The 12,511-nt window shown below is 36.7% G+C and carries 9 protein-coding genes; all 9 read left to right on the plus strand.

Annotated elements, in window-relative coordinates; genetic code table 11:
• The first annotated feature begins 89 nt into the window (after nt 1–89).
• The 9 genes from AB3H93_RS01025 (at nt 90) to AB3H93_RS01065 (ending at nt 12,296) form a co-directional block, all read left to right on the plus strand.
• Complete coding sequence (locus tag AB3H93_RS01025) at nt 90–3,122, plus strand: SpaA isopeptide-forming pilin-related protein (protein ID WP_368019976.1); 3,033 nt, start codon at nt 90–92, stop codon at nt 3,120–3,122.
• 76 nt (nt 3,123–3,198) lie between these two features.
• Nucleotides 3,199–4,896, plus strand: coding sequence for an immunoglobulin-like domain-containing protein (locus tag AB3H93_RS01030; RefSeq protein WP_368019977.1), 1,698 nt, complete (start codon nt 3,199–3,201; stop codon nt 4,894–4,896).
• A 1-nt stretch (nt 4,897) separates the two neighbouring features.
• The gene (locus AB3H93_RS01035) at nt 4,898–5,101 is read left to right on the plus strand and encodes a hypothetical protein (protein ID WP_010720016.1); all 204 of its coding nucleotides are present in this window, start codon (nt 4,898–4,900) and stop codon (nt 5,099–5,101) included.
• A 4-nt stretch (nt 5,102–5,105) separates the two neighbouring features.
• Nucleotides 5,106–5,948 (plus strand): hypothetical protein, encoded by an 843-nt coding sequence (locus tag AB3H93_RS01040; RefSeq protein WP_010720015.1) that lies wholly within the window; start codon nt 5,106–5,108, stop codon nt 5,946–5,948.
• A gap of 33 nt (nt 5,949–5,981) precedes the next feature.
• Nucleotides 5,982–6,359 (plus strand): PrgI family protein, encoded by a 378-nt coding sequence (locus AB3H93_RS01045; RefSeq protein WP_010720014.1) that lies wholly within the window; start codon nt 5,982–5,984, stop codon nt 6,357–6,359.
• Nucleotides 6,298–8,748 (plus strand): VirB4-like conjugal transfer ATPase, CD1110 family, encoded by a 2,451-nt coding sequence (locus AB3H93_RS01050; protein WP_368019978.1) that lies wholly within the window; start codon nt 6,298–6,300, stop codon nt 8,746–8,748. Before AB3H93_RS01045 ends, AB3H93_RS01050 begins: the two co-directional genes overlap by 62 nt.
• Nucleotides 8,741–10,651, plus strand: a complete 1,911-nt coding sequence (locus AB3H93_RS01055) for a peptidoglycan amidohydrolase family protein (RefSeq protein ID WP_368019979.1) — start codon at nt 8,741–8,743, stop codon at nt 10,649–10,651. Before AB3H93_RS01050 ends, AB3H93_RS01055 begins: the two co-directional genes overlap by 8 nt.
• 206 nt (nt 10,652–10,857) lie before the next feature.
• Complete coding sequence (locus AB3H93_RS01060) at nt 10,858–11,193, plus strand: hypothetical protein (protein WP_368019980.1); 336 nt, start codon at nt 10,858–10,860, stop codon at nt 11,191–11,193.
• A 50-nt stretch (nt 11,194–11,243) separates the two neighbouring features.
• The gene (locus AB3H93_RS01065) at nt 11,244–12,296 is read left to right on the plus strand and encodes a hypothetical protein (RefSeq protein WP_368019981.1); all 1,053 of its coding nucleotides are present in this window, start codon (nt 11,244–11,246) and stop codon (nt 12,294–12,296) included.
• Nucleotides 12,297–12,511: the final 215 nt, after the last annotated feature.

Consider the following 12,511-nt stretch of genomic DNA (forward strand, 5'->3'; position numbering starts at 1 on the left):
TTTGATTTTTAGTGTCAATAGTAATTCTATGTTTATGAGAGAACTTTTGTAGATAAGCAGGTTTATTATCAAAAAACAGGAGAATTTCGATGAAAAAATACCAGTTAGTTGTACGCATATTTTTGATCATTCATTTATTATCCGTTTCGTTTTGCCGACCACTTGTTGTTTTAGCAGGAAATTTAGAAAATACAGATCAAGACGATCGTAAGATAAGTTTTCTTCAAGAGAATCAGTTGATTCAAACTGAAGACGGCAAATTATATACGACAACTCCTTCGAATTACATCACTCACTCGATTCATGCTGCTTTAGGAGAAACTCAAACCCACCAACGAAACAATCAAACGATTTATGTTGACCCCAATGCTCATATCTCCAATATTGATATTCGCTTATCGAACGGTGTACGTGAATATGGCTGGTACGGTAAACGGATCAACAATGAAATTGCCTTGTGCATAGAACCAGGTGCTGCACTTAATCTTGGAAATAACTCTGGCTATACAGTCGCTGAGCGAAATACTGAACAGATGAAAAAAATTTCTTTGATTAAGTATTACGGGCTGATGGTTTCGGGCCACACGTTGAAAAAAGAATTGATGACTCAAATTTTGGCATGGGAACAACAAGGGATTACACCGTTGAGTATTTCAGGGGTATTTTCGATGACGGACTATCAAACCTTTAAATCTGCTGTCATGAAAAATGTCAATTATTTCTATACATCACCTTCTTTTGATAAACAAACGATAAACTTAAAAGTTGGAGAAAGTATCACCTTAACTGACACGACCCATGCCTTTAGTAATTATCAGTCATTACCATCTTTCGTCTCACAAGGACTAAGTATTTCTAAAAAAGGAAATCAATTAACGATTCTTGCCAACAAAAATGCAGAAGCGACTAGTCGAGTTGAATTTGACTATGATATTGCCTCTACTTTTCAAGGTGTTCCGCTAATTTATCAACACCCATATACCCAAAATATGATGGTTGGTAGATTAAATGAACGTAAAAAAATTTCTTTAACCATAACTCTTTTAAAAAACGGCAATGCCCGTGTACGCAAAGTAGATGAAACGACCAAGCAACCATTGGCAGGTGCCGTTTTTCGTTTTACTACGTCTGATGGAAAAACCAAAGAAATCACTACAGGTTCTGATGGCTATGCTACCTGGAATGATTTGTTAGTCGACACAAAAGTAACGATCCAGGAAATCAAAGCACCGAATGGATATGTCCTCAATGCCACACCTCAGACAGTGACCATCAAAGCCAATGAGACCACCACAATCAGTTTAGATAATAAAGAGCAACTAGCGAATCTCAAAGTGATCAAAGAAGATGAAGAAACAGGCAGTAAACCACAAGGGGCTTCTCAATTGGTAGGAGCTGTTTATGAGTTAACTGATAAGAATGGGACTTCTGTTAGCAAACTAACGATGCAAGATATCGATGGCGTAGCACAAGCAGAGGTGAAAGGATTAAAGCTGGGAACCTATTATCTCCAAGAAATCGAACCACCAGAAGGCTACACTTTAGATACTACAAAACATACCGTTAACCTCACGTATGCTGGACAAAATGAAACTGTAGCGCTTCACAGTAAAACGGTGACCGATCGAGTCATCAAAGGAAATGTAGAAGGCTATAAGTTTGGTTCACGCCCCTTGATTCCTCAAACCGTTTTTGAAGTAATTGCCAGACTGGCGAAAGAGCAACAGGGGGTAAAGCCACCTTTAGAAGGCGTTGAACTGACAGCTACTTCTCACACCACTGGACAAGAATATATCCAAGTCACTGGTAAGAACGGGTATTTCAAGTTTGAGAATCTACCTTATGACACTTATACCATTGAAGAAACCCAAGGTGTGGATGGCTATTTATTGATCGAACCATTTGAAGTGACGATCACGGAAGACGGCTATACCCATTTCTTTTTATTGGAAGATAAAGTGATTGAATCTCGATTGCATATCATCAAAGTGGATGAAGAAACAGGCGAGAACATACCTTACGCAGGCGCTCAGTTCAAAATTTTTGATACATGGGCAAATGAAGGAGAAGGCGAATTTGTTTCGATGGTACGACCCAATGACACGGAACAGACCGATATTTTTGAAACCAATGACAAAGGCGAAATCATTACCACAGAAAGTTTGCCTTGGGGTGTGGATCGCTATGAACTCCATGAGATCAAAGCACCAGAAGGATATGTACCACTAGAAGAACCACTCATTTTTAGTGTCACAGAAGAGAATGCTGGCGCCTTGATTCGCCTAGAAGTTCCGAATCGCTTAGCTCGACAAGATATCCAATTGATCAAACGAGATCGGTTGAATGAACAACCATTAGAAAATGTCCCATTTCATTTATACAACATAGCAGCGGATGAAAATGGAGAATTGACTGAAACCTTAATTGAAAAATATTTGACTGATAAAGAAGGGAAAATCAATGTAGAGGCACTACCTTATGGCGACTATAAATTTGTTGAAGTGGAACCTTTGGCAGGCTATTTACCATTAGAAGAACCAATGGATTTTTCTGTCACGGTTGAAAAGGATGGCGAACTACTTGTTCTTGAAGCCTACAATGAACGGGAACCATTAGAGTTGACCTCTTTATTTACCGATATTGCTGGCGAAAAAACACTTGATCCAACAGTAGATAATCAGTTGAAAGATGTGGTGTGGGTCAAAGGCGAGGCAATCGAAATCGGACACACTTATACTGTTTTTACGCAATATAAGAATACGAAAACAGGAGAAGTGGTCAGTGAAGCGACATCAACTTACACTCCAAAGAACAAAGAAGATACATTTGAAGTATTTCTTGAGTTGAAGGCAAATATCCTCAAAGATAGCGATCAATTAACAGCGACCCACGTCTTATATTACGAAGAAGAGCAAAAAAATGAAGTAGGACGTGAGGATGATTTAAGGAACAAAGATCAGACAATTACATTAAAAAAAGAAAAATTATTATTAAAGCAAAGCATATTGCCAAAAACGAATGAACGACGTTCGCTAGAGATGGTTCTTCTTGGATTGAGCTTGATTATTATCGTTAGCAGTTATCTCTATCTTCAAAAAAAGCAGAAACATGTAAAGTTGTGAAAAAATTGATTTCGCTTATTTTTACTAAAAGTATGATCAAAGTGTTTAGAAGATAAAAGAAAGGATGATCTAAAGAATGGTGAAACGTTCAATTGTTGTAGATCAGTTATCGAAAAAGAATCTAGGCAGGATAAAATATAGTCTCTTGTTCTTTTTTATCAGTGGAAGTATCACAGGAATTACTAGCATCTACCTGAGTCACAATCAAGAAAAACCAGTAGCAATTAAACAAAAACAAGTAGCAAATATCATTGATACAAAAAACATAGAAAAAGAAGAAATACCCACTCATTATTTTCTTGAAGAGGATCATGATCCGGCAATCGCAGTCATGGAACAATTTGACTATTTTAGTTCTAAAACTGAGGGAACAGAATTGCCACTTCAACAACTAGAGCATGAAGTAGCGCAATTAGTTGTTGCCTTTGCTAAAGAAAAAAAGAAAACAGAAGTCACAACTTTAGAAACTTCAAAAGAAAGAGCGGATAGTAAACAAGCCCCAGTCTATGAGGCCCCTCCAGTTTCTGTTGAAAAAGAAAAGAATCGTGAGAGTGACCAAACGACTTGGCAGAGACCACAAATTTCACTAGCATCCACTTACATGGTCATTGAGCAATACAGTAAATTTGAACCAACAGACTATTTTGAGATTCTTACGGGTAACGACGCTTTTCCCACAGTCAAACATAATTTTATTGACACGTCGAAGCTAGGCGAGCAAAAATTTACGATCCGTGTCACCGACTCGGCAGGAATGTTTACAGATGCCACCATCTACTTTTTTGTTAATAGCTTACCGAAAATCAACTTGAAGCAGACGACAATGTACCAGCAGATCGGTGTACCAGTTGATTTGTTAGCAGGAGTATCCGCAATGGACCAAGAAGATGGGGATTTAACCGCAAAGATTGAAGTCGAAACAAATCTAGATATCAACAAAGAAGGAAGCTATGAGGTGCTTTATTCTGTCAATGATCGACATGGGGCTCAAGCGAAAACGAAAGCGTTTGTCAAAATTGAAAATGAGGCACCGGTAATCCATATACCCGAATGGATTGACCATCAGATAAATCAAGAGTTGAATATTTTCGACTATGTGAAAGCTTGGGATAGGGAAGACGGAGATATCTCATTAACTAAAACCAATATCTTAGAAACTAATTTTGATTCCAATAAAGAAGGAAAATATTTCTTTAGGATTGGCAATGTGCAAGATCGATATGGAAAATATGCAGAGGAGAGACGACTTCTCGTACAAGTAACGAATGAAGCCCCTAAAATCATCCAGGCGGATCTTCAAGTCAATGTTTTCTCTGCTTTGAAGAAAGAAGATTATTTTGCACAACTGGTTGTTTCAGATCGAGAAGATCCGTTAGAACGATTAAATATTGAAATAGATGAAGCAGCATGGAATCGGATCGATACATCTAAATTAAGAAAATATTTGCTTCCTCTTAAAGTCACTGATACAAATGGCAAAACAACCAGTGGTTATGGGAAAATCACGGTCATCAATGAACCACCACGATTTATAGGCATAGCCGATAAGGTGCTAACTATTGGAGAGGCGTTTGATCCGCTAGCCGGAATTGAGGTTTACGACAAAGAAGAAACATTATCTTTAACAGATGTCGAAGTGACTGAAAACGTCGATGTCAACAAACCAGGAACTTACACTGTCAGTTTGAGTATCAGGGATTCTTTTGAGCGGGTACATGCTAGTTACCAAGTAACCATTATGAATCAACAAGCGATAGAAAAGGAGAAAGAATAATATGGACTATTTTGAGCAAGCGATGTCGTTGTTTTCAAAAGGAGTACTTGCTTCTGGCAGTCTGCTCACTGTATGGGGGATTATTCAACTCGGTGCGGCTATCAAAGAACATAATGGTCCCGGAATGCAAAATGCTCTTTTTCAGATCGTTGGTGGGGCTGTTATCGTTGCAGCTGGCGCTTGGGTAGCAACTATTTCAATCTAAGGAAGTGGCTAAGCTGGACGGTGCAATCAAATTTTTACTACAAACAATTGCTGATCAATTAAATTTTTCAAACGACCCTAAAAATATGCTACTACAAAATCTAGAAACCTATCTACCTGATATCTATCAATACAGTGAATTAATTATGAATGGAGTGATCAAACCAATTGCTTATTCTGTACTAGGCTTTTTACTATTGCTGGAGTTTCAACAAATGGCACAAAAGATTTATGGAAATTATTCCGGTTTTGGTGGCATGGAGTTGTTCCTCCCGCTCTTTCTTAAATTAGGAGTAAGCCTGTTGATCATGCGCCATTTAACAATATTTATCCATATGATCGTTGAAATTAGTACAACAATCAGTAATGGTATCAGTCAAATTGGGATTCGAGAAGGTGGAAGTAAGGCTGTTGATGTTCTTTCATTGATTGAGGGAATCTACCATTGGGGCTTTTTTGAAAAACTTACGTTGTTAATTATTTTGTTGATCCCGTTGATTTTATCCGTACTAACAAGTGTGCTAACAAAACTGGTTATTTTCATGCGTTTTTTTGAAATTTATTTGTATTTTAGCATTTCTCCATTACCTCTTGTGACGTTTCTTAATGAAGAAGTTAGTTCGATTGGTAAAAATTTTTTGAAATTAGTTTGTGCTTCCTCCCTACAAGGGATCCTCTTATTTATTATATTAAGTTTTTATCCACTGCTCGTACATTCTGTGTTTTCAATTGATGAAAAACAGGGAATGATTGCAGTGATCAGTGGGATATCAGGGAATTGTCTAACATTATGTGCTAGTTTATTTTATACCAATAAATGGGCAAAAATCATTCTTGCAACTGCCTAGAGAATCATTTTTAACTGGAGGGAAATAAAATCGATGATTGAAGTACCAATTCGAAAAGAAATTTTAACCTACCAAGAAAAATTGTTTTTTGGCGTTTCGTTAAGACAATTTATCTCTGCTGTTGTAACGTTGCTTTTGATCGTTCCTCTGGGCATTTTAAATTATGTCAGTTGGAAGTATCCGATTGATGATATCGGGATCGTTTTTATGGTACTCAGTGCCCCTATCTTGTCAGTGGGCTGGCTGACACCTAACCACTTACCTTTAGAAAAGTATGTGCAGATTCGATGGAATTATTTTCAATTGGCGAATTATTATACTTATCCTATTGTAGAGGAGTTGTATTCAAATGCCATGGTGGGTCAAAGGAGTAAGCGTGCGGAAAGAAAACAAGTTGAGTACGGAAACTAATAATAAAAAATTTATTCGTTTGATGCAAAAACAAAAGAAAAAAAGAGGGCAATATCAAAAAAAGTTAGCGCCAAAGCGTAATGTCCAAGATTTGTTGCGTTATGAAAAAATGTTTGAAAGTGGCATTTGTGAAATTGTGCCTAATTATTATTCCAAAAGTGTTCGATTTTCAGATGTGAATTATCAAATTGCTCAACAAGACGAACAATTGTTGATTTTCCAAAAATATGGCGAACTATTGAACAGTCTTGATGATACGATCCATTTAACAATCACGATCTTAAAAAAAAGAGTTGAGCTTGATGAGATGACGGATAAGCTTTTTTATGAGAGTAAAGGCGATCAACATGATAGCTATCGTGAAGAAGTCAATCAGATGCTTCTTCAAAAAATCAATGAAGGGGAGAATCGTTTTACAAAAGAAAACTATTTGACTTTCAGTACCCCAGCCAATCACTTAGAGCAGGCAAAACAATTATTGGGACGAATCGAAAAGAATTTAATCGGAAATTTGGAAGAAATTGGCTCAACAGTTGACCCATTAGACGGTTTAAAGCGTCTAAAATTGGTCAATCAGTTGTTGAAATCATCGGAACACTTTCAATTTAACTATTCCGATTTAGTTTTTAATCATCTTTCAACAAAAGCTGTGATTGCTCCTTCCAGTTTTAATTTTAAAAAGAAAAACTATTTTGAAATCAATGAGGAATATGCCCAGATTCTTTACCTAAAAGACTATCCAGCTAGATTGTCAGATAAACTCATGGCAGAATTGATGGAAATACCCGAAGAAATCACGTTATCGATCCACATTGATCCAGTCGGGGCTGAGCAAGCCAATCATCTGGTTCAAATAAAAAAAGCCTATATGGAAGGAGACAAAGTCGCTGCTCAAAGAAAAGCAACTCAAAAAGGCTACGATCCTTATACAAGTATTCCATATGAATTAACCAATAGTATCAATGAAGCTAATTTATTATTAGATGATTTGTTAAAAGAAGGACAGAATTTATTTTTCGTTTCGGTTTTTGTCTATTTCAGAACAAACACAAAAGAAAAATTGACTGATATAGCCGAACGAGTTTTGAGTATTGCCAGAAAAAATGGTTGTGGCTTTCATTATTTGGATTATCTACAACTAGAAGGGATGAACTCCGTCCTTCCATTTGGAAAAAATTGGATAACAACCCGCCGAACATTGACTACAGCAAGTGCAGCTATTTTTATTCCATTTACTGCGCAAGAACTTGACCACGAGGAGGGCAAATACTATGGAATGAATGAGCTAACGAAAAATGTAGTTCGGATCAATCGGAAACGGTTGAATACCCCAAGTGGAATGATTTTAGGTAGTTCAGGCTCAGGAAAAGGGGTAGCCAAAAAATATGAAGAAATTACTACACTACTAAAAAATCCAACAGACGAAATCATCTCGATTGATCCTGAAGATGAAGATACATTAATTGGGCAAACTTTTGATGCGCAAATTGTTAAAATTGCACCAAACACCGATACATTTATCAATCTATTGGATATCACAGATGATTTAAGTGGGGAAGTTGATCCAGTAAAATTAAAATCCGACTTTTTGTTAACAGCATTTGAAGCTTTGATCGGTGGACAATCGGGTTTGAATTCCGCACAACGTTCCATCATTGATCGTGTGACTCGCTTGACTTATTTTAACTATTTTCATTCTCAGGACAAGCAAATGCCAACATTAGCGAAGGAATGGTTTACGTTGCTCAAAGAACAGCCGGAAAAAGAAGCGCAGGCACTAGTATTAGACTTAGAATTATATATTGAAGGTTCTTTAGCGATTTTTTCCCATACGACAAATATTGAGTTAAATAAGCGTTTTATCATCTACAACACCAAAGAGTTAGGAAGTCAGTTAAAAACATTTGGGATGATGGTGGTTTTAGAGCAAGTATGGAATCGGGTGGTACGTAATCGGGATCGAGGGATCACTACGTGGATTTACATTGATGAAATGCAGTTGATGCTAAATGATCCTTACTGTGAAAATTATTTTTTTGAATTATGGAGTCGTATCCGAAAGTGGGGAGCAATTCCTACAGGGATCACGCAAAATGTGGAGACGTTACTGCTTTCAGATAAAGCACGGAGGATGCTAAGCAACACTGAATTTATCATTATGCTAAAACAGGCTAAAAGTGATCTGGACGAACTTTCTACTCTTTTTCGTCTTTCTACTCAACAACAAAAACACTTGATCCATCCGCCAAAAGGTGCAGGGTTGATACGTGCAGGTCATGCAATCGTGCCTTTTTCTAATACCGTTGATTCAACCACAAGATTATATGAATTAATCACGACTGATCCCGAGGAACGGATAAAAAGAAAACAGGAACAATCCGATGAATAAATCTAATTGGAACAAACGAGACAACGAGTATCGGAAAATTTTTCTATCAAGTAGCTTGAATCAATCGATAAAACGGAGCGTTACAAATAAAATGTTAGTTCCCTTCAGAAAAAAGCGTCGTAAGTTCTTAGCTGTTCAGCCCAATAAATGGCATTTTTTTAGATCACTCATGGTTCTTAGTTGTGTATTACTATTCTTACTGACGATAGGGATAACCAGTGTCATTTATTCGAGTGTACCCAATATCAATGAATTTGAATTAACAAATATTTGGACGTACATGACTCATTTGGATGTTGAAAAAAATCGAGTGCTTCGTCAGCAGCATAACATTATTAAAATCAACGGACAGATAGGGATGACACAAGACATGAATTTGGTTTCTAATATTGATGAAGTATTGTCTTATTTGGGTATTTGTTATGAGAATGTGGAACTCGAAAATCCAGTAATCAAAGCGAAAATCCATGAGATCCATGATAACTTATGGTCCCTTCATGCAAAAGGGAACGAAGCAACATTAACAACAAAATATTTTACTCAGATCATTGAATGGACAGAAGAATTGAAAGAACGATTGAATGCTGGTTCAACGATTGGTCGTTATCGTCAATTGATGGAACTACAATCGCCATTTAAGGAAGATCATCGATTAATGGTCAATCAAAGATATGGTTACTTTCTCGATGGCCAAGAAAAAAAGCTATTTCAGGGAATCCAAATACAAGCTGAGAAAAATATAGAATTATATGCTCCGATGGCTGGGAAAACGACTGTGACTGATCAGTCAATCGTGATCCAATTCAATAATCGACAGCTTGTCTTAAAGAATGTTTCACCATTAGTCAATCATGACCAAGAAGTCGTTTCGGGAGAATTGATTGGAACTGTAGCGAAAGAAAATGAAGTAACCATTGAATATTCCAAAAATGGACAATCAGTAAATCCAAGTTTTTATTTTGAAGAAGTAGCATATTCGGAAACATTCCAATTAGACTCTGGTAATCAAAACACGTCATTTGATGAATGGACATTTCGGCAATTAATTCTGCTTAAGTGTCATGCGTTTAGCGATCGAGCAGATAAAATTTTACAAGAAGCAAAAAGAAACGGCATCTCACCGGTGATCTTAGCGGCGATCATGATTCATGAAAGTGCTTGGGGGACTAGTAAAGGAATCCTAGAAAAAAATAACCCAGCTGGTCTAATGAATGATCAAGGTTTAATTTCATATCGTACGTTAGACGAAGGAATCGAAGCAACTGGTCGAACACTTAAAAAGCTGATTATTGACCAGCAACGAGTTACTGTCGAACAATTAGGAGCGGTCTATTGCCCGATTGATGCGACAAATGATCCCATGGGGCTCAATCGTTATTGGGTGCCTGCGATCAAACAATTAATGGTGCAATTGGGTGGAAAGCAAGAGATGGGATTGCTGTGGGAGCGATTCTCTGACTTTCATGAAGCTCTTTTAGCTAAAGCACAAAGTCTTCATCAAAAAGGTGTGTATTATTCTCAGGGAAACCAAAGAGGCGTATTTCCTTATCACGATTGCTCGTCTTACGTAATTTGGGTGTTGAATGAAATGGGACTAAATGTACCGTTGGGAAATACAGAAACACTTTATGGTTTGGAAGGACAACTTCTCTATCCGATCAACTATTCCGAAATACAAGCAGGTGACTTATTTATTTGGGGAGAAAAAGGTAATTCGTCGGGCGATTTTGGGCATACAGGATTCTTTTTAGATGCTGGTGGAAAAACGATTATTCACTGTACACCCGCTACGAAAAAAGGATTTAGTCAAAATGGTGATGTCGTCATTACTCCATTTGCAGGGTATTATGGTGATCCACAACTGGCACCAGTTTACTTTTATCGAATCGTAGGGAGCGGGTAAAAATCAGAAATAAACATCAATTATTTACAACGATTGCTTGTTTGGTTATCAGTAGCAGTATAGCCGTAAGTATTGGATATACTTTTGGTAAAAAGAACACACAACAAGAAACAAATAACCGTATACCTGTTGCTCATTTCTCGGAACAACAGGTCAATGATTTTTTACGCTCGTATTTTACTTTCACAGAGTACGGGGATAATTATTTGAATTATGAGAAATTTTTAGCAAAACAAGCGAAAATTGCTGAAGAAGAAAGCAGAAAGCAAAGCGATTTTTTTCCACAATTTTTTGGTCATTCTCGTTTTATAAAAAGTAAGAATTTTATACGTCACGTGAATGACCAAAAAATTGAAGTGATTGCCTACGTCACAAGGACGATTGATAGTTTGAATCAAGAAGGTAAGTCTACTAAAACACTTGAGAATGAAGGGCTGTTTCAAATTTGGTATGTGTTTGATTCAGCTACAAAACACTTTTTGGTGGAAAGGTATCAACCAATAGAGATAGATGAAAAGGAATCGAAAGAATACGCAGAATGAAAATACCGGTTTTGTCCATCACTTTTGGTAAATGAAAAGGATGTCTATCCATGGCAAGAGAAACTGTACTGATTGATCATGTCAAAAGGCTAGAAATCGAAGAAGAACGTCTACCGATTTTCGAGGCCCTCATTTTATTAGAAGAGGTCAATAAACAAACGATCCTTAATAAAAGAATAGGTAGTTGTCGTATTCGGATTTACAATCATAAAAATCACCTTCTTCATTCAATGGAATTACAATTTCCGTTAAAGGATGCCATAGAAGAAATAATCAGTGGGCAATATCAGATAGTCCGAAGTAAAAAGAAGACGACAAAAAGTAAAGCAGCGATACGAACGAAAAAAGCAATTAAGTATGGTGAACCTAGCAGATCAACCAAAGGAAAATTACTATCTTTGATCCCCACGATCAAAAGGGTCTGGTTTATTGTGGTGATTGTTTTCAGTCTTTTCATAGGCATTAGCGTAATGTGGCCACACTTTATTACGAAAGTAGATCAAAAAGAAATTACCACGACAGAGGAGCAGGAGTGGGCAAAATTAATCGAAGCGCAAGCCTATCTTCAAGCGGCAACGGAATATCCAGAAAAGCGTCATGAATTGATCGACTATTTGACAGAGCAACAAGAATTTACATGGTTGAAAGAGATCAATGAATATTACCCCACCGCAGATGCACAATTTGATTTGGCTTTTTTTGAAAAAAATTGGGAAGTAGTTATTGAAACGTCCCCAGAAAATTTATCTGACAAAAGAAAAGTGATGCTTGCATTTGCTTACATTGAATTAGAACAATTGGCCGAAGCAGAGATATTAAATAAATATTTAGAAAGTGAAGAATTATCAAAAAAGTTAGACCAAAATTATTTACAGAAAGGGCTGTTTTTTTTAAAACAGAAGAAGATTGCAGAAACAACGAAACATTTAGAATTGATCCAAGAGGAAGAAGTGAAAAAAATATTACAAACTTATATCGAACAAGCTTCCATCATTATCGATTTTATTGAGTTATACCAGCAAAATGAAGATCCGGAAAATCAATTATTGTGGGAACAACGATTAGAAATGATTGGTCAATCAGATATCAATGATAGGGAATGAGTGGTCTTGGATTCAGTTGTTATTTGTCGAAGGGTAACTAATTAAGGGGAATAAAATAATAAAAAAGAAAAACTGATTGGCAAATTAGCTAAAATTATTAGTTAAATGATAGTGTTGAAGTGTTAATGAAAAGAGGTAACGGCAGAAAAGTTAGTTCGCTTTTTCAAACGATTCTTTCTTATCGTCAGTGAAGTCATTTGCTTTTCCAATCGTAT

Source organism: Enterococcus sp. C74 (assembly GCF_040887125.1).
In the GTDB taxonomy this organism is placed as follows: Bacteria; Bacillota; Bacilli; order Lactobacillales; family Enterococcaceae; genus Enterococcus_B; species Enterococcus_B hirae.

Bases quoted from the DNA above. Each gene is read 5' to 3' on its own strand.
- AB3H93_RS01050 (WP_368019978.1), top strand. From the start codon at position 6,298: ATGCCATGGTGGGTCAAAGGAGTAAGCGTGCGGAAAGAAAACAAGTTG.
- AB3H93_RS01025 (WP_368019976.1), top strand. From the start codon at position 90: ATGAAAAAATACCAGTTAGTTGTACGCATATTTTTGATCATTCATTTA.
- AB3H93_RS01030 (WP_368019977.1), top strand. From the start codon at position 3,199: ATGGTGAAACGTTCAATTGTTGTAGATCAGTTATCGAAAAAGAATCTA.
- AB3H93_RS01045 (WP_010720014.1), top strand. From the start codon at position 5,982: ATGATTGAAGTACCAATTCGAAAAGAAATTTTAACCTACCAAGAAAAA.
- AB3H93_RS01065 (WP_368019981.1), top strand. From the start codon at position 11,244: ATGGCAAGAGAAACTGTACTGATTGATCATGTCAAAAGGCTAGAAATC.
- AB3H93_RS01055 (WP_368019979.1), top strand. From the start codon at position 8,741: ATGAATAAATCTAATTGGAACAAACGAGACAACGAGTATCGGAAAATT.
- AB3H93_RS01035 (WP_010720016.1), top strand. From the start codon at position 4,898: ATGGACTATTTTGAGCAAGCGATGTCGTTGTTTTCAAAAGGAGTACTT.